This is a genomic window from Mycolicibacter heraklionensis (assembly GCF_019645815.1).
Taxonomy (GTDB): Bacteria; Actinomycetota; Actinomycetes; order Mycobacteriales; family Mycobacteriaceae; genus Mycobacterium; species Mycobacterium heraklionense.
Genome location: NZ_CP080997.1, coordinates 1,948,414 through 1,970,635 on the forward strand (window position 1 = coordinate 1,948,414; position 22,222 = coordinate 1,970,635).

General features: G+C 68.6%; 23 protein-coding genes and 1 tRNA gene. 10 read left to right on the top strand and 14 right to left on the bottom strand.

Features of this window, described 5'->3' with window-relative positions; translation table 11 throughout:
• Nucleotides 1-35: 35 nt before the first annotated feature.
• From K3U94_RS09070 to aceE, 7 genes are all read right to left on the bottom strand, one after another.
• Nucleotides 36-1,457, bottom strand: a complete 1,422-nt coding sequence (locus K3U94_RS09070) for an acyl-CoA carboxylase subunit beta (RefSeq protein WP_047319475.1) — start codon at nucleotides 1,455-1,457, stop codon at nucleotides 36-38.
• Nucleotides 1,458-1,513: 56 nt separating this feature from the next.
• Nucleotides 1,514-2,782 (bottom strand): 3-oxoacyl-ACP synthase KasB, encoded by a 1,269-nt coding sequence (gene kasB / locus K3U94_RS09075; RefSeq protein ID WP_220696280.1) that lies wholly within the window; start codon nucleotides 2,780-2,782, stop codon nucleotides 1,514-1,516.
• Between the two features lie 35 nt (nucleotides 2,783-2,817).
• Nucleotides 2,818-4,071: a 3-oxoacyl-ACP synthase KasA gene (gene kasA / locus K3U94_RS09080; protein WP_047319473.1), complete on the bottom strand. Its 1,254-nt coding sequence runs from the start codon at nucleotides 4,069-4,071 to the stop codon at nucleotides 2,818-2,820.
• Nucleotides 4,072-4,073: 2 nt separating this feature from the next.
• Entirely contained in the window at nucleotides 4,074-4,373 is a 300-nt protein-coding gene (gene acpM, locus K3U94_RS09085) for a meromycolate extension acyl carrier protein AcpM (RefSeq protein ID WP_024440584.1), read from the bottom strand.
• Nucleotides 4,374-4,462: 89 nt separating this feature from the next.
• Nucleotides 4,463-5,395, bottom strand: coding sequence for an ACP S-malonyltransferase (locus K3U94_RS09090; protein ID WP_082134086.1), 933 nt, complete (start codon nucleotides 5,393-5,395; stop codon nucleotides 4,463-4,465).
• 179 nt (nucleotides 5,396-5,574) lie between these two features.
• Entirely contained in the window at nucleotides 5,575-6,891 is a 1,317-nt protein-coding gene (locus K3U94_RS09095) for a PucR family transcriptional regulator (protein ID WP_230987513.1), read from the bottom strand.
• Nucleotides 6,892-6,935: 44 nt separating this feature from the next.
• Nucleotides 6,936-9,725: a pyruvate dehydrogenase (acetyl-transferring), homodimeric type gene (gene aceE, locus K3U94_RS09100; RefSeq protein WP_220696281.1), complete on the bottom strand. Its 2,790-nt coding sequence runs from the start codon at nucleotides 9,723-9,725 to the stop codon at nucleotides 6,936-6,938.
• A 253-nt stretch (nucleotides 9,726-9,978) separates the two neighbouring features.
• Here aceE and K3U94_RS09105 point away from each other — a divergent pair, with 253 nt between their 5' ends.
• From K3U94_RS09105 to K3U94_RS09125, 5 genes are all read left to right on the top strand, one after another.
• Nucleotides 9,979-10,500, top strand: a complete 522-nt coding sequence (locus K3U94_RS09105) for an Rv2240c family protein (protein ID WP_230987515.1) — start codon at nucleotides 9,979-9,981, stop codon at nucleotides 10,498-10,500.
• A gap of 84 nt (nucleotides 10,501-10,584) precedes the next feature.
• Nucleotides 10,585-11,007 (top strand): DUF3052 domain-containing protein, encoded by a 423-nt coding sequence (locus tag K3U94_RS09110; RefSeq protein WP_047319470.1) that lies wholly within the window; start codon nucleotides 10,585-10,587, stop codon nucleotides 11,005-11,007.
• Nucleotides 11,007-11,468 (top strand): peroxiredoxin, encoded by a 462-nt coding sequence (locus tag K3U94_RS09115; RefSeq protein WP_220696282.1) that lies wholly within the window; start codon nucleotides 11,007-11,009, stop codon nucleotides 11,466-11,468. The genes K3U94_RS09110 and K3U94_RS09115 overlap by 1 nt, the downstream gene beginning before the upstream one ends.
• Nucleotides 11,469-11,580: 112 nt before the next feature.
• Nucleotides 11,581-11,655, top strand: a tRNA-Val gene (locus K3U94_RS09120).
• A 38-nt stretch (nucleotides 11,656-11,693) separates the two neighbouring features.
• Nucleotides 11,694-11,912, top strand: coding sequence for a hypothetical protein (locus K3U94_RS09125; RefSeq protein WP_220696283.1), 219 nt, complete (start codon nucleotides 11,694-11,696; stop codon nucleotides 11,910-11,912).
• A 27-nt stretch (nucleotides 11,913-11,939) separates the two neighbouring features.
• Here the strand turns inward: K3U94_RS09125 and K3U94_RS09130 are convergent, their stop codons facing one another.
• Nucleotides 11,940-12,146 (bottom strand): zinc transporter Slc39a7, encoded by a 207-nt coding sequence (locus K3U94_RS09130; RefSeq protein WP_220696284.1) that lies wholly within the window; start codon nucleotides 12,144-12,146, stop codon nucleotides 11,940-11,942.
• A gap of 7 nt (nucleotides 12,147-12,153) precedes the next feature.
• On the bottom strand, nucleotides 12,154-12,570 hold the full coding sequence (locus K3U94_RS09135) for an ArsR/SmtB family transcription factor (RefSeq protein WP_230987517.1): 417 nt from the start codon (nucleotides 12,568-12,570) through the stop codon (nucleotides 12,154-12,156).
• Nucleotides 12,571-12,689: 119 nt separating this feature from the next.
• Between K3U94_RS09135 and fadD8 the strand changes: the two genes are divergently transcribed.
• Nucleotides 12,690-14,282: a fatty-acid--CoA ligase FadD8 gene (fadD8, locus tag K3U94_RS09140; RefSeq protein WP_220696285.1), complete on the top strand. Its 1,593-nt coding sequence runs from the start codon at nucleotides 12,690-12,692 to the stop codon at nucleotides 14,280-14,282.
• A 2-nt stretch (nucleotides 14,283-14,284) separates the two neighbouring features.
• Here fadD8 and K3U94_RS09145 read toward each other — a convergent pair whose 3' ends face one another.
• From K3U94_RS09145 to K3U94_RS09160, 4 genes are read right to left on the bottom strand one after another with little or no spacing between them, the layout of a single operon-like run.
• Complete coding sequence (locus tag K3U94_RS09145) at nucleotides 14,285-15,145, bottom strand: LLM class F420-dependent oxidoreductase (RefSeq protein WP_220696736.1); 861 nt, start codon at nucleotides 15,143-15,145, stop codon at nucleotides 14,285-14,287.
• Nucleotides 15,146-15,179: 34 nt separating this feature from the next.
• Complete coding sequence (locus tag K3U94_RS09150) at nucleotides 15,180-16,016, bottom strand: SURF1 family cytochrome oxidase biogenesis protein (protein ID WP_220696286.1); 837 nt, start codon at nucleotides 16,014-16,016, stop codon at nucleotides 15,180-15,182.
• Nucleotides 16,016-16,510 (bottom strand): low molecular weight protein-tyrosine-phosphatase, encoded by a 495-nt coding sequence (locus K3U94_RS09155; protein WP_167344279.1) that lies wholly within the window; start codon nucleotides 16,508-16,510, stop codon nucleotides 16,016-16,018. The genes K3U94_RS09150 and K3U94_RS09155 overlap by 1 nt, the downstream gene beginning before the upstream one ends.
• A complete protein-coding gene (locus K3U94_RS09160; RefSeq protein ID WP_230987518.1) occupies nucleotides 16,503-17,180 on the bottom strand; it encodes an HAD-IA family hydrolase in 678 nt (225 codons plus the stop codon). Before K3U94_RS09160 ends, K3U94_RS09155 begins: the two co-directional genes overlap by 8 nt.
• A gap of 61 nt (nucleotides 17,181-17,241) precedes the next feature.
• Between K3U94_RS09160 and K3U94_RS09165 the strand changes: the two genes are divergently transcribed.
• Genes K3U94_RS09165 through K3U94_RS09175 form a run of 3 tightly spaced genes read left to right on the top strand, consistent with a single transcriptional unit; the run spans nucleotide 17,242 to nucleotide 20,205 of the window.
• Nucleotides 17,242-18,375 carry a Nif3-like dinuclear metal center hexameric protein gene (locus K3U94_RS09165; protein ID WP_047319462.1) on the top strand — a complete coding sequence of 378 codons (1,134 nt, stop codon included), beginning with the start codon at nucleotides 17,242-17,244 and terminating at the stop codon, nucleotides 18,373-18,375.
• Nucleotides 18,372-19,106 (top strand): zinc ribbon domain-containing protein, encoded by a 735-nt coding sequence (locus K3U94_RS09170; RefSeq protein WP_220696288.1) that lies wholly within the window; start codon nucleotides 18,372-18,374, stop codon nucleotides 19,104-19,106. Before K3U94_RS09165 ends, K3U94_RS09170 begins: the two co-directional genes overlap by 4 nt.
• A 10-nt stretch (nucleotides 19,107-19,116) precedes the next feature.
• Nucleotides 19,117-20,205: a bifunctional RNase H/acid phosphatase gene (locus tag K3U94_RS09175; protein ID WP_220696289.1), complete on the top strand. Its 1,089-nt coding sequence runs from the start codon at nucleotides 19,117-19,119 to the stop codon at nucleotides 20,203-20,205.
• A 25-nt stretch (nucleotides 20,206-20,230) separates the two neighbouring features.
• Here the strand turns inward: K3U94_RS09175 and relB are convergent, their stop codons facing one another.
• Nucleotides 20,231-20,806 carry a type II toxin-antitoxin system RelB family anti-toxin gene (gene relB, locus K3U94_RS09180; protein ID WP_220696290.1) on the bottom strand — a complete coding sequence of 192 codons (576 nt, stop codon included), beginning with the start codon at nucleotides 20,804-20,806 and terminating at the stop codon, nucleotides 20,231-20,233.
• 236 nt (nucleotides 20,807-21,042) lie between these two features.
• Between relB and K3U94_RS09185 the strand changes: the two genes are divergently transcribed.
• Nucleotides 21,043-22,164, top strand: a complete 1,122-nt coding sequence (locus K3U94_RS09185) for a YeiH family protein (RefSeq protein ID WP_220696291.1) — start codon at nucleotides 21,043-21,045, stop codon at nucleotides 22,162-22,164.
• Nucleotides 22,165-22,222 lie beyond the last annotated feature (58 nt).

The following is a 22,222-nucleotide window of genomic DNA, read 5'->3' on the forward strand; positions in this document are numbered from 1 at the left end:
GGTGCAGACACGCACCCTCGCGGAAAATATCGGGGCTACAGCGGGATGTTCTTGTGGCGGCCGCGACGGGCGGGCGCCTCGGCCAGTGCCTGGGTGATCTTGCCGCGGGTGTGCGAGGGGTCGATCTTCTCGTCGACCACGCCGATGTCGATGGCGCTGTCCACGCCGCCGGCGATCCGCTCGTGCTCGGCGGCCAACTCCTCGTGCAGCGCGTCCCGCTCGTGATCGGGCGCGGCGGCCAGCTTCTTCTTGTGCAGGATGCCGACCGCGGCCTTGGCTCCCATCACCGCGACCTCGGCGTCCGGCCAGGCGAACACCTTGGTGGCGCCCAACGACCGCGAGTTCATCGCGATGTAAGCCCCGCCGTAGGTCTTGCGGGTCACCAGCGTGACGCGGGGGACGGTGGCCTCGCCGAACGCGTGCAGCAGCTTGGCGCCGCGGCGCACCACGCCGCCCCATTCCTGACCGACACCGGGCAGGTAGCCCGGCACATCGACGATCACGATCAGCGGAATCCCGAACGCGTCGCACAGCCGCACGAAACGTGCCGCCTTCTCGGCGCTCTCGGAGTTCAGGCAACCGCCCAGCCGCAGCGGGTTGTTGGCCAGCACCCCGACGGTGCGACCCGACAACCGGCCCAGCCCGACCACCATCGACGGCGCCCACTTGGCCTGGAACTCATCGAAGGGTGCGTCGGCGTCGAGCAGCCCGTTCACCAGCGGGTGCACGTCGTAGGCGCGCCGCGCCGACTCCGGCAGCAGCGCGTGCAGGTCGATCTCGCCCGCCTCGGCCTTGTTGCGGTCGAAATGGCCCTGCTGGCAGAACAACCCGACCAGACGGCGGCCCCGCTCGTAGGCGTCGAGCTCGTCGTCGGCGACGATGTGGCACACGCCGGACTTCTTGTGGTGGGTGTCGGGGCCGCCCAGCGCGGCCATGTCGACGTCCTCACCGGTGACGCTGCGCACCACGTCGGGGCCGGTGACGAACACCCGGCCCTCCGGTGCCATCACGATGACGTCGGTCAGAGCCGGGCCGTAGGCGGCGCCGCCGGCGGCGAAACCGACCACCACCGAGATCTGCGGGACGAATCCGGACGCCCGGATCATGGCCTCGAACACCCGGCCCACCGCGTGCAGGGCTCGCACGCCCTCGGCCAACCGGGCGCCCCCCGAGTGCCACAGGCCCACGATCGGGCTCTGCTCGGCGATCGCGGTGTCGTAGGCGTTGACGATGTGATCGCAGCCCTCGATGCCCATCGCACCGCCCATCACGGTGCCGTCAGTGCAGAACGCGATGGTGCGTACGCCGTTGACGGTGCCGCCGGCGGCCAGCACCCCGGAGCGGTCACGCTCGTGCAGCAACTCCACGGTGCCGTCGTCGAAGAACGTCGACAGGCGCAGCAGGGGATCGCGCGGGTCGAGCGATTCGCCCACCGTTTCGGGAGCAATAGTCGTCATCGCGCTTCTCCTTGGTTGATTGATCGCGGGTCTCGCTTCTGGTCCGTCTATGGCCTTCAGTACCGACCGAAGACGATCGCGACGTTGTGCCCGCCGAACCCGAACGAGTTGTTGATCGCGTACTGGTAGTCGCCCGGCCGCGGCTCACCGGCCACCACGTCCAGGTCGATCTCCGGGTCGAGATTCTCCAGGTTCCGCGTCGGTGGGATGACCTGTTCACGCAGCGCCATCACCGTCAGGATGGACTCCACCGCGCCGACCGCGCCGACCGAGTGGCCGAGCGCCGCCTTGGGCGCGTACACCGCGGCGTTGCCGCCGTGCGGGCCCAACGCGAGGTTGATGGCGTGGCCTTCTGCCACGTCACCCACCGAGGTGCCGGTGGCGTGCGCATTGACGTGGCTGATGTCGCCGGGTGTCAGGTCGGCGATCTGGATCGCCCGCGTCATCGCCCGACCGGCGCTTTGGCCGTCGGGGTCCGGCGCGACGATGTGGTAGCCGTCCGAGGTGATCGAGGCACCCATGATCCGGGCGAGGATGTTGGCCCCGCGCGCCTTGGCGTGCTCCTCGGTCTCAATCACCATCAGCGCGCCGGCCTCGCCGAACACGAACCCGTTGCGGTCGCGGTCGAACGGGCGGCAGGCGCCCTCCGGGTCGTCGTTGGTGGTGGACAGCACGATGCGCATCTGGGCGAACCCGGCGATCGGCACCGCTTCGATCCGGGTTTCCACGCCACCGCAGATCGCGATGTCGGCTTCGCCGAGCACGATCTGCTGCCAGGCATGCGCGATGCCCTCCGAACCGGAGGCACAGGCCGAGATCGGGGTGATCACCCCGGCCTTGGCCTGACGGTCCAGTCCGACGGCCGCGGCCGCTCCGTTGGGCATGTACTTCTGCACGACCAACGGCGAGACCGCCTTGAGGCCGCGCTCGCGCATACCGTCATAGGCCCAGACGAGCTCCTCGCTGGAGCCCATCCCGGTGCCGACCGACACCATGAGGCGCCGCGTATCGACTTCGGGTGAGCCGGCGTGCGCCCAGGCACGCCGGCTCAGCACCAAAGCCATCTTCTGCAAGTAGGAAAGCCGACGCAGCTCGGTCCGGCTCAGCCCTTCGTCGAATGACTCCGGGTTCTCGACGAGATGCCCGCCGATGCGAACCGGCAGGTCATACTCTTCGACGAACGAATCGGTGAGCTTGCGTATGCCGCTCTGGCCGTCCAGCAGCTTCTTCCAGGTGTTCTCCCCGTCCGCGGCCAAAGCCGTCGTCATGGCGTAGCCGGTGACGACGACGTTGGGGAGACCCTTTCCCGTTGCCAGCGTTGACATGGCTGTTGCGAACTTCCCTCTCTCGAGATCCGGTGTCAGTACCGCCCAAAGGCGAGCGCGACGTTGTGCCCACCGAACCCGAATGAATTGTTGATGGCGTACTTGTAGTCGCCGTAGCGGGGCTCGCCCGCCACGATGTCCAGATCGATCTCCGGGTCCGGCGTCTCGTAGTTCAGCGTCGGCGGGATGACCCCGTCACGCAGCGAGAGCACCGTCAGCACCGACTCCAGCGCCCCGACCGCCCCGATGGAGTGGCCCAGCGCCGACTTGGGTGCGTACACCGCGGCGTGCTGGCAACCGGCTTCCCGGATCGCGTTCGCCTCGGCGGTGTCCCCGATCGGAGTGGCAGTTCCGTGCGCGTTGATGTGGTCGACGTCCTTGGCGGACAGGCCCGCCAACTCCAGCGACCGCGTCATCGCCCGGCCGGCCCGCTTGCCGTCGGGGCCGGGAGCCACCATGTGGTAGGCGTCGGAGGTGATTCCGGCGCCCATCAGCCGGGCCAGCGGCTTGGCGCCGCGTGCCTTGGCGTGCTCTTCGGTCTCGATGATCATCATCGCGCCGGCCTCACCGAACACGAAGCCGTCCCGGTCCTTGTCGAACGGCCGCGACGCACCCTCGGGGTCGTCGTTGCGCGTCGACATCGCGCGCATCATCGAGAACGTCGCGATCGGCAGAGCCTCGATGCCGCCTTCGACGCCACCGCAGACGACCATGTCGGCGTCACCCATGACGATCTGACGCCACGCGTGCGCGATCGCCTCCGAGCCCGACGAGCAGGCCGACACCGGGGTGATGACCCCGGCACGGGCGCCGACCTGCAGGCCGACCACCGCGGCGGCGCCGTTGGGCATGATCATCTGAACGGCCAGCGGCGACACCTTGCGGGGGCCGCCCTCGTTCATCAGGTCGTAGGTCTCGACGATCTTCTCGCCACCGCCCAGGCCGGTGCCGATCACCACGGCGAGCCGGTCCTGGTCGACCTCGGGAGAACCGGCGTTCTCCCAGAGTCGGCCGCTGAGCAGCTTGGCCATCCGCTGGACATAGGACATGCGACGCATGTCGAGGCGGCCCATGTGGTCGTCGACCGGGTCCTTGAGATGCCCACCGATCTTGACCGGCAGGTCCCATTTGGTGACGAACTCGTCTTCGAGGACGTGGATTCCGCTTTCGCCGGCCAGCAGGCCCTTCCACGTGCTCTCGATGTCCGCACCGATCGAAGTCGTGGCCTCAACGGCGGTTACCACCACACTGGGGTAACCGCCGTTGGCCGTCGAAAGTGAGGAGGACACGATCAGCTCTCAGAACCGAACTTCTCGCGCAGCGCGGCGGCAGCCTCGGGGTTCTCGGCCTCGAGCTTCTGGATGTAGCCCACCACGTCACCGACGGTACGCAGACCCGCGAGGTCCTCGTCGGGGATCTTCACGCCGTACTTGTCTTCGGTCTGAACGGCGATCTCCACCATCGACAGCGAGTCGATGTCCAGGTCGTCGACGAAGGACTTCTCGACGGTGACCTCGCTCGGCTCGATACCGGTCACCTCTTCGATGATCTCGGCGAGACCGGCGATGATTTCTTCCTGACTAGCAGGCACTGTGTTTCCCTTCGGTTGGATCCGCACGGGGTGTGCGGGCTGATTACTGCGTATCTGGTTGTGCAGGGTTGGAGCGGGCTTGAAACGGGTTAGAACTCGGGCAGCCCGTCCAGATCCGCGGGGGACTTGACGGCGTGCGTCGGGGTCCCCCGAAGTTCGCGTTTCGCGATGCCGGCCAGGGTGCCGGCGGGCGGGAACTCCACGATCGCCGTGACCTCGCGGGCGCGGAGCGTCTCGGTGCACAGGTCCCAGCGCACCGGCCGGGTCAGCTGCGCGACCAGGTACTCCAGCGCCTGGGCCGCCGACGTCACCGGCTGACCGTCGCGGTTGGACAACAGGGTAGCGGTCGGTTCCGAAACTCCGGCGGCCTTGACCTGCTCGACGGCGGCGGCGTAGGCCTCCAGCGCCGGTGCCATGTACTGGGTGTGGAACGCCCCGGCGGTGGCCAGCTTGCGGACCCGGGCCTTGGCGGGCGGGTCTTCGGCGAGCTTGTCCAGCGCCGGCAGCGGGCCGGCCGCCACGATCTGGCCGACGGCGTTGCGGTTGGCCGGGGTCAGGTCGAGCTGCTCGAGGCGGGTCAGCACCTCGGCCTCGTCGCCGCCGAGCACCGCAGCCATGCCGGTCGGCTCAAGTGCGCAGGCCTTCGCCATCTCACGACCGCGGGTGGCGGCCAGCATGACGGCGTCGTCGGGGGAGATGACGCCCGCGATCGCGTAGGCGGCGATCTCACCGACGGAATGGCCGGCCACGATGACATCGCTGCCGCTCACCGCGCCGTTGCGCCGCTTGACCAGCTCGGCGTAGGCCAGCAGGGTCGCCGCCACCACCAGCGGCTGCGTGACCGCCGTGTCGGTGATCTCCTCGGCGGTCGCGGTGGTGCCCAGCGTGATCAGGTCCAGGCCACTGACCTCCGACCAGGCGGCCAACTGCTCGCGCGCGGCATCGGCGCCGGGCGCCTCAAGCCACGGCGACAGCATGCCGGGGGTCTGCGATCCCTGTCCGGGAGCGAGCAACGCAATCACGTCTTTAAGAGAACATTGTGAAGCGCGGTTTGCAGGATGTCCTAGATTATGAACATTGTCTTATGTTTTTGTGGAGACCCTACAAACCTGCCGTTCCATGCGACGTGTTCGATACCGAACTGCGACAACTGTCCGCCGTTGGTGCGCATCGGTACGTGCCCGCAGCACGCCTCGGTGGGTCATCCCGCTGTGCTGACCTGAGGTTCGTCGGGACCGCGGACGCCCACCTGTGGCCTGGCGTAGGCCGCCTCTGCATTGCTGAAACTCGCGTGCTGCGCTTGGTTGGCCAGCCGCCCGACCGTGGCGGCTACCCGCAGGACATAGGCGTCGCGCGGCACGGCCGGATCGCGTCCGGTGAAGTCGGCGATCCGCTTGAGCCGGTAACGGACGGTGTTTGGATGAACGAACAACTTGCGGGCGCAGGCCTCGATCGCGCCGCCACAGTCCAAATAGGCGTCGAGTGTCTCGGTGAGCGTGGGGCCGGCCTCGGCCAGCGGCCGCATCACGTCGGTGTGCAGGGCCGCGATCGCCGACGCATCCCCGATCAGTGCCCGCTCCGGCAACAGTTCACGAGCCAGCACCGGTCGCGGCGCCCCGGTCCAGCCCACCACGGCGTTCATCCCCGAGATCGCCTCGCTGGCACTGTGATAGGCGGCGGTCAAGGTGGGAGCCGTCGGTCCGATCACCACCGGACCGTCGGAGAACGCGCCGAGCAGGTCGGCCAAGAACTTCTGAGTGGGCGCCAGCGGACCGGACACGATAGCCACCAGCCAGGTGCCGTGCACGTCGGTCAGCGCCGCCCGGCCATGGCGTTCGGCCACGTCGCGGATGTCCTGGCTGGCTTTCTGGCCGGCGAAGGCATCCGGGCCGGGTGGTGCGGTGCCCACCACGACCGTGGCCGGGGCGGTGGTGTCCCAGTTCAGCGCGGCCGCGCGGCTCAACAACTCCGGACCGGTGTCGCCGCGTACCACGGCGTCCACCACGCTGGCCTCCATCCGGGAGTCCCAGGTGCCCCGGGCCTCGGCGGCGTCGGCGTAGGCGGAGGCTGCGGTGAACGCCAGATCCCGGCTGTACTTGAGGATGCCCACCGTCAGCGCGGTCACCTGCTCCTCGGAGCGGGCCAGCAGCGGCACCACTTCCTCGAAGAACTCCATGGTGACCCGCACCATGTCCACGGTGTGCCGCAGCGCGATGTGGCGGGTCAGGTCCTGGGGCACCAACTCGAAGGCCTGCGCGGTGTGGCTGACGTTGCCGTGCGGGTCGTGCATCCACTCGGCGAAGTTGACCACCGCGGTCTGCACCACCAGGGCCACGCTGGCGCGCTGGGAGGCCTCCAGGTCGGCGAAGAAGGGCAACCGGTCACCCATCATCGACACCGCCTCGGTGGCCAGCCGGCCCGAGTAGTGCTTGAGCCGGCGCAGCAGGGTGTCCGGGACGGTGCTCAGCAGGTCCAGCGTGGAGCGCGGCAGGACGGGGCCCGCCGGGTTGTCAACCATCCCTAAAAGCTACGCCCTTTTTCTGGCTGGAACCCACAAGACCGCTAGGCCACGCCGGAATCCGACGTCTGCTCGGGGGCGGCCAGCACGTCGTCGATCTGGTACTGCGTGGCCGCGGTCACCGCGACGGACGCGTCGATGGCGCCGTCGCGGGCCAGCGCCGCCAGCACCGCCACCACCACCGACTCGGCGTCGGTGTTGAAGTAGCGCCGCGCGGCCGGACGGGTGTCGGAGAACCCGAAACCGTCGGTGCCCAGGGTGACGTAGTTGCCGGGCACCCAGGGCCGGATCTGCTCGGGCACCGCACGCATCCAGTCCGACACCGCCACGACCGGGCCGGTGGCGTCCGCCAGGGCCTGCGTCACATACGGCACCGCGGCCGGACGCTCCGGGTGCCGCAGCCGCTCGCGCTCGATGGCCACACCGTCGCGGTTGAGCTCACCCCAGCTGGTCACCGACCAGACGTCGGCGGCCACATCCCAGTCGGCGGACAACAGGTCGGCGGCACGCAGCGCCTCGGGCACCGCCACCCCCGAGGCCAGGATCTGCGCGGTGTTCGACCGGGGTTCGGGAGCTTTGCGGAAGCGGTAGATGCCGCGCAGCAGCCCGTCGGGGTCGAAGCCCTCGGGCTCGGCCGGCTGCACGTAGGGCTCGTTGTAGAGCGTGACGTAGAAGTACACGTTCTCCGGGGTTGGGCCGTACATGCGGTGCAGACCGCTTTCGATGATGTGGGCGACTTCGTAGGCGAACGCGGGATCGTAGGACACCACCGCCGGGTTGGTGGACGCCAACAACAGCGAGTGCCCGTCGGCGTGCTGCAGCCCCTCACCGGTCAGCGTGGTGCGTCCCGCGGTGGCCCCCAGGACGAAACCGCGCGCCATCTGATCGGCGGCCGCCCACAGGCCGTCGCCGGTGCGCTGGAAGCCGAACATCGAATAGAAGATGTAGATCGGCACCATCGGCTCGTCGTGGGTGGCATAGGAGGTGCCGACCGCGGTGAACGAGGCCGTCGAGCCGGCTTCGTTGATGCCCTCGTGCAGGATCTGGCCGACTTCGCTTTCCTTGTAGGCCAGCATCAGGTCGGCATCGACAGAGGTGTAGAGCTGGCCGTTGCGGTTGTAGATCTTCAACGACGGGAACCACGAGTCCATCCCGAAGGTGCGTGCCTCATCGGGGATGATCGGCACCAGACGCGGACCTAACTGCTTGTCCCGCAACAACTCTTTGAACACCCGCACGGTGGCCATGGTGGTGGCGACTTCCTGGGTGCCCGATCCCTTCTTGACCGCGGCATAGGCATCGGAGCCCGGCAGCTCCACCGTTTTGGCCTGGGTGCGGCGGCCCGGCACGAAGCCGCCCAGGGCGCGCCGGCGATCCAGCAGGTAGCGGATCTCGGGGGCGTTTTCGCCGGGGTGGTAGTAGGGCGGCAGGTACGGGTTTTCTTCGAGTTCGGAGTCCGGGATCGGAATCCGCATCTCGTCGCGGAAGTCCTTGAGGTCTTGCAGCCGGAACTTCTTCATCTGGTGGGTGGCGTTACGGCCGGCGAAGTAGCTGCCCAGGCTGTAGCCCTTGATGGTCTTGGCCAGGATGACGGTGGGCTGGCCCTTGTGCTCGACGGCGGCGCGGTAGGCGGCGTGGACTTTGCGGTAGTCGTGCCCGCCGCGCTTGAGGTGCCAGATGTCCTGGTCGGACAGATTCTCAACGAGCGCCTTGGTGCGCGGGTCGCGGCCGAAGAAGTGCTCCCGCACGTAGCCGCCGTCGTTGGCCTTGTAGGTCTGGTAGTCGCCGTCGGGAGTGACGTTCATCAGGTTGACCAGGGCGCCGTCCCGGTCGGCGTGCAGCAGCGCATCCCACTCGCGGCCCCACACCACCTTGATCACGTTCCAGCCCGCGCCGCGGAAGAACGATTCCAGCTCCTGGATGATCTTGCCGTTGCCGCGCACCGGGCCGTCCAGGCGCTGCAGGTTGCAGTTGACCACGAAGGTCAGGTTGTCCAGGCCTTCCAGCGCGCCGACGTGCAGCAGCCCGCGGCTCTCCGGCTCGTCCATCTCGCCGTCGCCCAAGAAGCACCACACGTGCTGATCGGAGGTGTCTTTGATGCCCCGGTCATGCAGGTAGTGGTTGAACCGCGCCTGGTAGATGGCGTTCATCGGGCCCAGGCCCATCGACACCGTGGGGAACTCCCAGAAGTCGGGCATCAGCCGCGGGTGCGGGTAGGACGGCAGGCCACCGCCCGGGTGGCTGTGCTCCTGGCGGAAGCCGTCGAGATCATGGGTGCTCAGCCGGCCCTCGAGGAAGGCGCGCGCGTAGATGCCGGGGGAGGCGTGGCCCTGGATGAACACCTGGTCGCCGCCGCCGGGGTGGTCCTTGCCGCGGAAGAAGTGGTTGAACCCGACCTCATACAGCGTCGACGACGACGCGTAGGTCGAGATGTGGCCGCCGACGCCGACCCCCGGGCGTTGCGCGCGGTGCACCATCACCGCGGCGTTCCAGCGGATCCAGCTGCGGTAGCGGCGTTCGGTTTCCTCGTCGCCGGGGAACCAGGGTTCCAGTTCGGTCGGGATGGTGTTGACATAGTCGGTGGAGGTGAGCGCCGGGATCGCGACCCGCTGCTCTCCGGCGCGTTCGAGCAGTCGCAGCATCAGGTAGCGGGCGCGGGCCGGGCCGGACCGGGCCAGCAGTTCGTCGAAGGACTCCAGCCACTCGGAGGTCTCGTCGGAGTCGATGTCGGGAAGGTAGGACGCCACCCCCTCGCGGATCACCCGGACCCGGTCGGATTCTCCTGTGCTGCTTGGCTTTTTGGCCAGATCCTGATGTGCGGCCTCAGTGGTCAACGCATTGCTCCTTGGTTCGGAGGTCATGACGTGCCTCCCGGCTTGTGGCCAGGATGACACCGACCGATCGATTCGCCGGTCCCGTCTTTTCTATCGTGCCCCACCGGACACCCGAGCGGCGGTGGGCGAGTGCCGCGGGGTGGGCTGATCTCGGCCTGGTGGCGGGTACGCGGTAACGTTTGAAGTTGTGCTGACCCGACGGCTGACTGCCTCGCGCGCCCAGACGCGGCGACACGCTCGGGTAGGCGCGTCGGTGGCCGGTGTGGTTGCGGCGTTGGCGATGGGTGTCGTCGGCTGTACCAGCATCATCGGCGGCAACCCGCAAGCCGACACCTCCGAAGCCCCGGCCTACCGCTCCTCGGTGTCGGCGTCGGTGTCGGCTTCGGAGGCCACCTCGAGCATCCGGGAGACCCAGCGCCAGCAGTCGATGACGACCCAGGCGGTCCGCGGCGCGTGCGGCCGGTTCGCCTCGAGCAGCAGCGACGCCGTCGACGTGGTGAACAAGTACGTGGAGGCGTTCAACAACGGCGGCGACATCTCCGGCACCGCCGGGCCGGCGGTGGAGGCGCTCAACCACAGTGCCGACGAGGTGATCGCGGCGATCAACGAGAAGCTGTCGCAGGAGCTGACCGACGCGTTCAACACCTACGCGCAGGCCGCGCGCGGCGTCGCGACCGCGATTTCATCCAAGGCGCCGGTATCGGTGTACAACGCCCGCAAGGATGAACTCAACCGGGCCCGGGACAAGGGGATGCAGCTGTGCAAAGCCTTCTGAGCCCGCTGGTCCCGCCCAGCACGGTGAGCTGTGCAACGATGATTCACATCACACGCAGCGCTGACGATCGAAGGAGGTCGCACGGTGGTCGCGGCGGATAACGCCCCGAACTTCGCCCGCAAACTGGGCATCGAGAGCAAGCAGTTGGTCCAGGAGTTCGGCTGGGACGAGGACGCCGACGACGACATCCGGGCCGACGTCGAAGAGGCCGCCGGCAGCGAACTGCTCGACGAGGACACCGACGAGGTGGTGGACGTCGTGCTGCTGTGGTGGCGCGATGGCGACGGTGACCTGGTGGACACCCTGATGGATGCGATCACCGCCTTGGCCGACGACGGCGTGATCTGGGTATTGACGCCCAAGACAGGCCGATCCGGGCATGTACAGCCCGCCGAGATCGCCGAAGCGGCGCCGACCGCCGGCCTGATGCCGACGTCGTCGGTCAACCTGGGTGACTGGAGCGCCAGTCGCCTGGTGCAGCCCAAGTCCCGCGCGGGGAAGCGTTGATGCTGCAAGTCGGTGCCGAGGCTCCTGACTTCACCCTCAAGGACCAGAACCAGCAGCCGGTGACGCTGAGCAGCTTCCGGGGCGACAAGAACGTTCTTTTGGTGTTCTTCCCGCTGGCCTTCACCGGAATCTGCCAGGGCGAGCTGGGTCAGCTGCGCGACCACCTGCCCAGCTACGTCAATGACGACAGCGCGGCGCTGGCGATCTCGGTGGGGCCGCCGCCCACCCACAAGATCTGGGCGACCGAGAGCGGGTTTCTGTTCCCGGTGCTCTCGGATTTCTGGCCGCACGGCGCCGTGAGCGAGGAATACGGGGTGTTCAACTCCGACACCGGCTTTCCGAACCGCGGGACGTTCGTCATCGACAAGTCCGGCATCATTCGGTTCGCCGAGATGAAGCAGCCCGGCGAGGCGCGCGACCAGCAGCTCTGGCTCGACGCCCTGGGCGCCCTGAAGTCCTGACCCGTTGCCGCGAAATCGGGCTCACGCAGAGATCCACTCGAACTTCTGCTGCGTCAGTCCGATCTCGCGGTTTTGGGAGCCCGGCACCATCCGGGTAACCTGCCCGAGGCAGGGGCGCGTAGCTCAGTGGTAGAGCTCTGGTTTTACACACCAGCGGTCGGCGGTTCGATACCGTCCGCGCCCACCAGTTGTTTGACACCGCGGTAGATCGTCAATGCGGTAGGCATGTCAACCTTTCCGACACCGGACGAACCCACCCGGCCGTCACCCCCCGTTCCGCCCGACCGGGCCCCGACCGGCCAATGGGGAGTACCGCCGTCGACCAGCCCGCAGCTGACGCCATCGGGCCGTTCTGCGAAGCCGGCAGGCGTGCGTGCTGTGTTGTGGGCGGCCCTGCTGGTGCTGATCGGCGTCATCGCCCTGCTGATTGTGCTGTCGGCCTGACCGGGCGGGCGGCGCTAAGACTCCTGCTCAGTGCGAATGCGCGTGACCCGCATGCTCCAGGCCCACCTGATGAGCGTGCGGATGGCTGTGCACGGTCCCGTCTTCGTGAGTGTGCTCATGCTCATGGTCGACATGGTCGTGCTCGTGAGTGTCGTGCACGTGGGTGTGCGTCAGGCCGCCATGGGTGTGCTCGTGCGCATGCGGCGCGTCGTGCTCATGGTTGTGGTGCGACATGGGTGGCTCATCTCCCTTGTTCGATGGCGCGCTGCCGAAATTCGGGCAGCGCCTCTCCGGCAGCGGCCGGGAGGTTCTGGGCGGCGCGGTGGTGCGGCGGCACCCCCGGGCCGGCATGCTCGGCGTTGAAGACGGCGTCGGTGACCAACTGGCAGACGTGCTCGTTCTCCATGCTGTAGAAGATCGTGGTGCCCTCGCGGCGGGTGCGCACCAGCCGCGCCATCCGCAGCTTCGCCAGGTGTTGTGACACCGATGGCGCCGGCTTGCCGACATGTTCGGCGAGTTCGTTGACCGACATTTCCCGGCTGGTCAGTGCCCACAGCACCTGTACCCGGGTGGCGTCAGCCAACATCCGGAACACCTCGACGATCAGGCCGACTTGATCCTCCGGCAACCGATCCGCTGGACCATTACCTGCATGCATACGCAAATAGTAGATCTTGGGGGCCGGGAGGTGTCAACCCTCGGCTCGTCCCAGGGACGGATGAGGCGGTCGGTAGTGTCCAGCGGGCAGGCCGTCAGCGCACTAGTGGAGGTAGCCCGATGTCGACGCAGTCCATGCGCCAGCCCATTCATTCCGGGCATCTCACCGCCGGTGCGCTGAAGCGCAACCAGGACAAGCCGGTGCTGTTCCTCGGCGACACCACGCTGACCGGCGGCCAGCTCGCCGAGCGCATCAGCCAGTACATCCAGGCCTTCGAGTCACTCGGGGCCGACATGTTCGGCTTACTGTCGCTGAACCGCCCCGAGGTGTTGATGATCATCGGCGCCGGGCAGATCCAGGGCCACCGGCGCACCGCACTGCACCCGCTGGGTTCGCTGGACGACCACGCCTACGTGCTGGCCGACGCCGAGGTCGACACGCTGGTCATCGATCCCACCCCGGCCTTCGTGGAACGTGCGCTCGGCCTGCTCGAGAAGGTGCCGACGTTGCGCCAGGTGCTGACCATCGGGCCGGTGCCACCGGAGCTCGAAGGCAAGGCCGTCGACCTGGCTGCCGAGGCGGCCAAGTACGAGCCGAAGCCGCTGGTGGTTCCCGACCTGGCCGCAGATCACATCGGCAGCCTCACCTACACCGGCGGCACCACCGGCAAGCCGAAGGGCGTCATCGGCACCGTCGGGTCCATCACCGCGATGACGACCATTCAGCTCGCCGAGTGGGAGTGGCCGGAGGCGCCGAAGTTCCTGATGTGCACCCCGCTGTCGCACGCCGGCGCAGCATTTTTCGTGCCGACCATCGTCAAGGGCGGTCAGCTGGTGGTGTTGACCAAATTCGACCCGGCCGAGGTGCTGCGGGTGATCGAGGAGCAGAAGATCACCGCCACCATGCTGGTGCCGTCGATGATCTACGCGCTCATGGATCACCCGGACTCGCACACCCGCGACCTGTCGTCGCTGGAGACGGTGTACTACGGCGCCTCGGCGATGAACCCGGTCCGGCTCCAGGAGGCCATCGACCGGTTCGGCCCGATCTTCGCCCAGTACTACGGCCAGTCCGAGGCGCCGATGGTGATCACCTACCTGGCCAAGGGCGACCACGACCAGAAGCGGCTCACCTCATGCGGTCGCCCGACGCTGTTCGCCCGGGTGGCGCTGCTGGGCGACGACGGCAACCCGGTGCCCCAGGGTGAGGTCGGCGAGATCTGCGTGTCCGGGCCCCTGCTGTCGGGTGGCTACTGGAAGCTTCCGGAGGCCACCGCCGACACCTTCAAGGACGGCTGGATGCACACCGGCGACCTGGCCCGCGAGGACGAAGACGGCTTCTACTACATCGTGGACCGCACCAAGGACATGATCGTCACCGGCGGTTTCAACGTGTTCCCCCGCGAGGTCGAGGACGTCATCGCCGAGCACCCGTCGGTGGCCCAGGTGTGCGTGATCGGCACCCCCGACGAGAAATGGGGCGAGGCCGTGACCGCAGTGGTGGTGCTGCGCCCGGGTGTCGCCAGCGATGCCGCCGCGGTGGCCACCATGACCGCCGAGATCCAATCCGCGGTCAAAGAACGCAAGGGTTCGGTTCAGTCGCCCAAGCAGGTGGTCGTCGCCGAATCGGTGCCGGTGACCGCGCTGGGCAAGCCGGACAAGAAGGCGGTGCGCGCCCAGTTCTGGTCCGGCGCAGAGCGTTCCGTCGGCTGAGATCAGCGCAGCGCGGCGGCCAGCTGCCGCCACTGCTCCCGCGGGAAGGCGCGCGGGTCGGCATCCAGCAGCTGGACGCAGACGTGGTCCGCGCCGGCGGCCCGGTGCTCGGCGACCCGGCTGGTCACGGCCTCCGGGGTTCCCCAGGCGATGATCGCGTCGAACAACCGGTCGCTGACGCCGGCGATGTCATCCTCGGTGAATCCCGACCGCAGCAGGTTGTTGGCGTAGTTGGGCAGCGCCAGGTAGGAGCCCAGCCACTTGGTGCCGATCGCGCGCGCCTCCTCGCGGCTGGCGCACAAGATGGCGGTCTGCTCGGGCAGCAGCAACGGTCCCTCGCCCAGCTGCTCGCGGGCAAACCGAGTGTGCGCAGGCGTGGTCAGGTACGGGTGGGCGCCGCGGCTACGGGCGGCGGCCAAGTCGAGCATCTTCGGGCCCAATGCCGCGAGCACCCGCGACTCGACCGGCACGGGCGCCTCGGCAGCGTCGAGCCCGTCGAGAAACTCGCTCATGGCGCGCAGCGGCCGGCGGTATCGCCCGGGATCCCCGGCGTCGATCAGCGGTGCATGGCTGACACCGATACCGAGCAGGAACCGATCACCGTGTGCCGCACTCAGCGCTGCGTAGGACGCCGCGACGTCGGCCGGGCTGTGCATCCACAGGTTCAGGATGCCGGTGGCGATGACCGCGCGGCGGGTGGCCGCCAACAGGTTGCCCACCGCGTCGAACACCGGACCACCGACATCCGGGATCCACAGCGCGCCGAAGCCCAGTTCCTCCAATTCGGCGGCCGCTTCGGCGGCCTCGCCCTGATCGCCGTAGCGCAGCGGCGCACTCCAGATCCCGACACCCGAGATGTTCACCATCGCCCCAGGATGGCATAGCGCGGTCGGCGGTCTACCGTCGCCGGCCGTATCGGTCGGCGAGCTTCTGCTCGACGGTCATCGGCGGCGCGGGCTCATCGGCATCGGCCTGATCCTGCGTCGCGGCGCGCTCCTCCCGCCGGGCCCGCAGCTCGGCGAACGCGAAGTACCCCAAACCTATTGGTGCCAGGATCCCGAATGCGATCCACTGAATCCCGTAGGACAGGAACGGCCCGGCATCCCGGCGTGGCAGCGCGATCACACCCAAACCGCCGGGCTGGTCCTCGACGAGCTGCAGATAGGACCCGGTCAGCGGAACGCCGGTCGTCGCCGCGACCTGCTCGGTGTTGATCGAGTACACCTGCCGAAAACCGTTCTCGGTGAAGGGGTTCTTGCCTTCAATGGCGCCTTGCGAGTCACGCAACCGCGCGGTGATGGTGACCTCGGAATCCGGTGGCGCAGGGATCTCCGGCACCCGCGAGCCGCCGTCGTCGGTACGCACGTAGCCGCGGTTCACCAGCACGGTCGGCCCGCCTTTGACCGCGAACGGCGTCAGGACCTCCATCGCCGGCACTCCGTCGATGACCCGCAGTCGCACCAGCACCTGCGCCTCGGCCAGGTAGTGCCCGGTGGCGGTCACCGGCCGCCACTGCTCGTCCGGCGCCGACGAATCCTGATGCGGTAGCAGCGTGGTCACCGGTACGGGTTCGGCGGTCAGTGCGTGTTCGAGTTGGCTGTTCGCCCGGGAAGTGGTGGTGTTCTTGCCCAGCTGCCACGGCGCCAGCACGGTGAAGCACAGGTAGGCGAAGCCCAGCACCACCGCCGCCAGGGCCAGCCAGCTCGGGCGCAGCAGGAAGGCCAGGCGTCGCATCAGCCGCTCTCGCCCAACGCCAGCTGCCCGTCTACCCAGGCATGCAGTCCCGGTAGCGCGGCCGCGATGACGGTGAAGGCCCGCACGAAATCGTCATGACCGCCGTAGTAGGGATCGTCGACGTCCGGTACGGCCGCACCCGAACGCGGGTCGAAGGACCGCAGCATCCGGATCCGCTCGGCCGGAATGCCCAGCCCCTGCAGCAGCCCGACGTGGTTGCGTCCCAGCGCCACCACCAGGTCCGCGGCCTCGTGCTCGGGCCCGACCTGGGCGGCGCGATGCTCCACCGGATAACCGTTGTCGCGCAGCACCCGATTGGTGCGTTCGTCGGCGCCCTTGCCGACATGCCAGTCCGCGGTTCCGGCGCTGGTCACCCGCACGGTGCCGCTCAGTCCGCGCTGCGCGAGCTGGTGGGCGAACATCTTCTCGGCCATCGGCGAGCGGCAGATGTTGCCGGTGCAGACGAACGTGACATGCAGCATCGGGTCAGACACCGAGCACCTCCCGTAGTTCGGTGACGGTCTGCACGTGGGCAACGGGACCGTCGGCGAATTCGGTATCGGCGATGTCCGCATAGTCGGACTGACCGTAGCCCCAACCGACCAGCACCGTGTCGATCCCGTGCGCGGCCGCACCGTCCACATCATGACGCCGGTCGCCCACCATCAGGACGCGCTGCGGCAGCGGCGCCAGCTGATCCAGGGCATGGGCCACCACGTCGGACTTGGCGGCCCGGGCGCCGTCGACACTGGCACCGGCAACCACCTCGAAATAACCGTCGAGCCCGAAATGCGCGAGGATCTTGCGCGCGGTCGGCTCGACCTTGGAGGTGGCCACGGCCAACCGGACCCCGGCGGCCCGCAGGTCGCTCAGCAGCGCGGCGACGCCGTCGAACATGGTGTTCATCTGCCACCCGCGGCTGGTGTAGTCGGCACGGTAGGCGGCGACCGCGGCCTCGGTCTGCTCGCCGAGGCCCATCGCCGCCAGGGTGTGGTGCATCGGCGGGCCGACGAGCCGGGCAGCCAGATCACCCTCGGGAATCGGTGCGCCGATGTGGTCCAGCGCGTGCCGGAAGCTGGCGACGATCCCGGCCGCGGAGTCGGTCAAGGTGCCGTCCAGGTCGAAGATCACCAATTCGGCGGCGGCGGTGCTCGTGCGCGTCACGGTCCCATTGTCCCCGACGTGCGCGGAGAGCTCGCCGGGTGGCGCACTACTGTCTTGCAGTGTGACCGCGCGGCTGGCTGACGTCATTGACGTACTGGATGCGGCCTACCCGCCCGGGCTGGCCCACTCCTGGGACTCGGTCGGGCTGGTCTGCGGTGACCCCGACGACCTGGTGAGCTCGGTGACGATCGCGGTGGACGCCACCTCGGCGGTGGTCGACGAGGTTCCCGACGGCGGCCTGCTGCTGGCCCACCACCCGCTGCTGCTGCGCGGGGTGGACACCGTGGCGGCCAGCACCCCCAAGGGTTCGCTGGTGCACCGGCTGATCCGGACCGGTCGCGCCCTGTTCACCGCCCACACCAACGCCGACGCGGCCGCGCCCGGGGTCTCCGACGCGCTCGCGGCAGCACTCGGGCTGACCGTGGAGTCCGTGCTGGAGCCGGCCGGCCCGACCGCCGACACCGACAAATGGGTGATCTACACCCCGGCCGAGCACGCCGAGGCGGTTCGCGCCGCGGTCTTCGCGGCCGGCGCGGGCCGTATCGGTGACTACACGCAGTGCAGTTGGAGTGTGCCGGGCACCGGCCAGTTCCTGCCCGGCGACGGTGCAACGCCGACGATCGGCCAGGTGGGCGCGGTGGAGCGCGTCCCCGAGGACCGCGTCGAGGTGGTGGCCCCGGCGCGCGCACGCGGGGCGATTCACGCGGCGCTGCTGGCCGCCCATCCCTACGAGGAGCCGGCGTTCGACATCTTCGCGGTGCAGCCGCTGCCCGCCGGGGTGGGAATCGGCCGGGTCGGCAGTCTGGCGACCCCGGAGCCGTTGAGCGCGTTCGTTGCCCGCGTCGCCGCGGGCCTGCCGGCCACCTCGTGGGGGGTGCGGGCCTGCGGAGACCCCGACTTGCCGGTCTCGCGGGTGGCGGTCTGCGGTGGCGCGGGAGATTCCCTGCTGGATGCCGCGGCGGCCGCCGACGCGCAGGTCTACGTCACCGCGGACTTGCGGCACCATCCGGCGGACGAGCATTCCCGGCGGTCTGCGGTGGCGCTGGTCGACGTGGCCCACTGGGCCAGTGAATACCCGTGGTGCGCGCAGGCCGCCGACGTACTCCGCTCGCATTTCGGTGCGACGCTGCCGGTGCGTGTCAGCACGCTGCGCACCGACCCCTGGAATCTCGCGCATGAAGGAGACCGGTCATGAAGGCTGCTGTAGCTCAACAACGTTCGCTGCTGGAGTTGCTGGAGCTGGACGCCGAGCTGGCCCGGATTGCGCACCGCGCCGGGCATCTTCCCGAGCGGCAGGACCGCGAGCGGATCCAGGCTGAGCACACCGCGGCCGCTGACCGGCTGGCCGCGCTGGAGTTGGCCTTGGAGGACTTGGACGCCCAAGCCGGCCGTTTCGAGTCGGAGATCGACGCGGTGCGCCAGCGTGAAGACCGTGATCGTGCCCTGCTGGATTCGGGACAGGCCAACGTCAAACAGGTCGTCGACCTGCAGCATGAGCTGGAGACGCTGCAGAAGCGTCAGTCCAGCTTGGAGGACTCGCTGCTGGAGTTGATGGAGCAGCGCGAGCAACTGCAGACCCAGGCGACCGCGGAAGCAACCGTGCTTGAAGGCCTGGCCGCCGACTTGGCCCGGGTGCAGGAGGCGGTGGACACCGCCCTGGCCGAGATCGAGACCACCCGCGGGCAGCGCGCGGCGAGCCGCGACGAGCTCGCCGCCACGATCGACGACGAGCTGCTGGCGCTCTATGAGCGGCAGCGGGCTTCCGGTGGGGTCGGCGCGGGACCGCTGCGGGGCGGCCAGTGCGGCGCCTGCCGAATCGAGATCGACCGCGGTGAGCTGGCCCGGATCTCGGCAGCGGCGCCCGAGGAGGTGCTGCGCTGCCCGGAGTGCAACGCGATCCTGCTGAGGGTCAAGGACTTCGGTTAGTGCGTCGCCGATGAAGGTGATCATTGAAGCCGACGGCGGGTCGCGGGGGAACCCGGGCCCGGCCGGCTACGGGGCGGTGGTGTGGTCCGCCGATCGCTCCGAGGTGCTCGCCGAGGCCAAGGAGGCCATCGGCGTTGCCACCAACAACGTCGCCGAATACCGGGGCCTGGTCGCGGGATTGTCTGCAGCGGCCCGGTTGGGTGCCGCCGAGGTGGCGGTGTTCATGGACTCCAAGCTGGTGGTCGAACAGATGGCCGGCCGGTGGAAGGTCAAACATCCCGACCTGATCCCGTTGCACCGGCAGGCGCGCGAGCTGGCCTCGGGCTTCGACCACGTCCGCTACACCTGGATACCGCGGGAGAAGAATTCCCACGCGGACCGGTTGGCCAACGAGGCCATGGACGCCGCCGCCGGAATCGACCGGCCCGCAACGACGCCGGCGGAGAAGGCTCCTGCGCCTACGGCTCCCGGCTGGACCGGCGCGACGGGAACGGCGACTCGGCTGCTGTTGCTGCGGCACGGCCAGACCGAGCTGTCGGTGCACCGCCGCTACTCCGGACGCGGGAACCCGCCACTGACCGACACCGGCCGGCAGCAGGCCGATGCGGCGGCGCGCTACCTGGCCCAGCGCGGCGGTATCGCGGCGGTCATCAGCTCACCGCTGCAGCGCTGCCGCGACACCGCCGAGGCGGCGGCGAAGCTGCTGCGGTTGGACGTCACCGTCGATGAGGACCTGACCGAGACCGACTTCGGGGCCTGGGAGGGCCTGACCTTCGCCGAGGCCGCCGAGCGCGATCCCGACCTGCACCGGCGCTGGCTGAAGGACACCTCCACGCAGCCCCCCGACGGGGAGAGCTTCGACGCCGTGCAGCAGCGGGTGCTGGCCGCGCGCGACCGGATCGTCGCTGACCACAGCGGCAGCACCGTGCTGGTGGTGTCGCATGTGACGCCGATCAAGACCGTGCTGCGCCTGGCGCTGGACGCCGGCCCGGCCATCTTGTACCGGCTGCACCTGGACTTGGCGTCGCTGAGCATCGCCGAGTTCTACGGCGACGGGCCCGCGTCGGTGCGCCTGGTGAATCAGACCGCCTACCTGTAGTCCCTGTAGTCGCGCATCGCGCGCGTCAATCGTGCAGGTGCACGCGTTCACCGTGGGTTCCGAAGATCACGATGGCCTCGGCCGGGCCGTCGACCGCGCCGAACCAATGCGGTGTCCAGGTGGAGAACTCGACCGCTTCACCGGGCCCGATCAGGAAATCGTCGTCACCGAGCACCAACCGGAGCCGGCCGGACAGCACGTACATCCACTCGTGGCCCTCGTGCACCGGCAGCTCGGCCGGGCGTCGGCGGCGTACACCGACCCGGATCTTGAAGGCATGCAGACCCCCGGCCGGCCCGTGCCGAGTCAGCGGCCAATAGGTGATGCCGTGGTGTGTGTGCGAGGCGCCCCGCACCCGCGGATCCTGGTGCTGCGGGGCGCGCAGCAACTCATCGGTGCTGACCGACAGGGCCTCGGCCAGCCGGGGCAGGTGATCCAGCGCCAGGCGTCGCTTGCCCGATTCCAGCCGGCTCAACGTCGAGACGTCGATGCGCGCGCGGGTCGCCACGTCCTCCAGGGTCAGCCCCTGCTGGGTGCGCAGCTCACGCAGCCGACGCCGCACCCGCAGGTCTACACCGCCGTCGTCAGTGCTTGCCTGCATAGCAATCCAGGTTGCCAGGGTCGGCGGCGGGCAGGCAAGCATGGGCGCGCCTTTTCAGCGACGGTGATTTGAACTCTGTCATCGCGCACCGGCGGTGTCATACCGTTACGCCGAAACCACTGAAGAGAGGCCGCAGATGAAGTGGTTGGGCGTGGACGGATGGGCGAACCTCGTGGTCGGTGTGCTCATTGCGCTGGCCCTGGCCGACCTGCTCCCGAAGATTCCGTGGTGACCAAATGACCACGACGCGCCCAGATTCAGAGCAGTTCGCCACGGACGCGGTCTTCACCAGCCGGCGCCCGCTGGACTATCTGCCCGGCGTCGCGTTGCTGCTGGCCGTCGGGCTGCTCGGCAAGTACGCCCAGCGGTGGTGGCTGGCGCTGGGCCACCAGCTGCACGCGACGGTGCCCGACATCGAATATGTGCTGTGGGCCATCGTCATCGGGCTCGTGATCAGAAACACCGTCGGACTGCACCGGGTCTTTCTCCCGGGCGTGCTGACCTACGAGTTCTGGCTCAAGGTCGGCATCGTCGCGCTGGGTTCTCGATTCGTGCTCGGCGATATCGCCAAACTGGGCGGTATCAGCCTGATTCAGATTCTGCTCGACATGACGATTGCCGGCGCAATAATCCTTGGCGCAGCACACCTTTTCGGGTTGTCCGGAAAGCTCGGGTCCTTGCTGGCCATCGGCACCTCGATCTGCGGGGTGTCGGCGATCATCGCGTCGAAGGGTGCCATCCGCGCCAAGAACTCCGAGGTCAGTTATGCGATTGCCGCCATCCTGGCGCTCGGGGCAGTGGGCCTGTTCGTGTTGCCGCCGCTGGGCCACCTGATCGGGTTGAGTGACCACGAGTTCGGACTGTGGGCAGGCCTGTCCGTGGACAACACCGCGGAGACGACCGCCACCGGTTACCTGTTCTCCGACGAGGCCGGCAAGATCGCGGTGCTGGTGAAATCCGTCCGCAACGCCCTGATCGGCTTCGTGGTCCTGGGTTTTGCGCTGTACTGGGCGGCGCGCGGACAGGCAGAGCAGGTGGCATCGGGCTACCGGGCCAAGGCGGCCTTCATCTGGCACCAGTTCCCCAAATTCGTCTTGGGGTTTCTGGTGGTGTCGGCGGTGGCCACACTGGGCTGGCTGGACAAGCCTCAGCTGACGAGCCTGGGCAACGTGTCGCGATGGGCTTTCCTGCTGACTTTCGCCGGCGTCGGTCTGTCCACCGACTTCCGCCAGATCGCCCGGGCGGGTTGGCGGCCGCTGCTGGTGGCTGTCATCGGCCTGGTGGTGGTGGCCACCGTGTCGTTGGGTCTGGTGCTGGTGACCTCCCGGTGGTTGGGCTGGGGTGTGGCTGCCGCCTGAGGGCTGATCTCGGGGTCATTTGCCTGAATAGCAAACAAGCGTGCCGTTTAGGGTTGCA